Below are 1,089 nucleotides of genomic sequence, written 5' to 3' on the forward strand. Positions count from 1 at the left end.
CCCGATTTCAGATAATAAGTGCGACATTCATGGAAAGGTGTAGAAGAGGAGGCCAACTGCTAAAAGTGGTACGCTCTTCTCGTCAAAGAAACAAGCAGTACTACCATGAATTATCAGCAGTTGACCGAGGGCAGAAGATATCAGATTTCGGCTCTTTTGGAACGGGGAATTTCGGTTTCTGAAATAGCTAAAACTGTTCAGTGCCATCGCTCTACGGTATACCGGGAGCTTAAACGCGGCCGCAAGGGCAGACATTATTGTCCTAACGAAGCCCAGATGTTATCAATCAAAAAACGCACATCAGCGCGTAAATACCGTATACCACAGGAGCGTGTTGATTTTATCCGCTTGCTTTTAGAAGCGGATTGGAGCCCAGAGCAAATTTCCAGTGTATTAACGAAAGTCGGTGCCGCTGTCAGCCATGAGTGGATCTACCGATTTGTTGCACAGGATAAACGCTTGGGTGGCAAGCTATATCGCCATTTGAGACAAGGACACAAGCGGTATCGTCGCGGTAAAAAAGAAAAAGCGCCCGCTATCAAGAATGCCGTTTCTATCGATGTTCGGCCAAGCATCGTTGACAGTAAGGAGCGATTTGGTGATTGGGAAATCGACACTGTCTTAGGCAAACACGGCACTGGGGCTATGGTGACTATTTTGGAGCGTAAAACACGATTTTACGTGGTAAAAAAAGTGCCATCTAAGTCAGCAGATGATGTCACCAAAGCAACCATAGAGCTACTCATGCCTTATAAGGAGCATGTGCATACCATCACGGCAGATAACGGGAGAGAGTTTGCAGGTCATGAAACCATCGCAAAGGAGTTGGAAGCTGATGTGTATTTTGCCCACCCTTATAGCTCTTGGGAGCGTGGAGCCAATGAGAATGCTAACGGCCTTTTAAGGCAATATGTGAAAAAAGGAACCGATCTAACAACAGTAACGGATAGCGATATTGAATTCGCTCTATCGCGAATAAATTATCGACCAAGAAAGTGTTTAGGCTTCAAGCAGCCAGCGATTGTATTTAAAGAAATGGCATTGGCTGCTTGATATTGACGAGTGTCGCACTTCGCAGTTGAATTCGGG

Annotated in this window: 1 protein-coding gene; it reads left to right on the top strand. The window is 45.6% G+C overall.

What is annotated here, in order from left to right:
- Positions 1 to 105 precede the first annotated feature (105 nt).
- Positions 106 to 1,053 (top strand): IS30 family transposase, encoded by a 948-nt coding sequence (locus tag NOG12_RS13170; RefSeq protein ID WP_041155238.1) that lies wholly within the window; start codon positions 106 to 108, stop codon positions 1,051 to 1,053.
- Positions 1,054 to 1,089: the final 36 nt, after the last annotated feature.

Origin of the sequence: Pseudidiomarina fusca (assembly GCF_032227045.1) — a bacterium.
GTDB lineage: Bacteria > Pseudomonadota > Gammaproteobacteria > Enterobacterales > Alteromonadaceae > Pseudidiomarina > Pseudidiomarina fusca.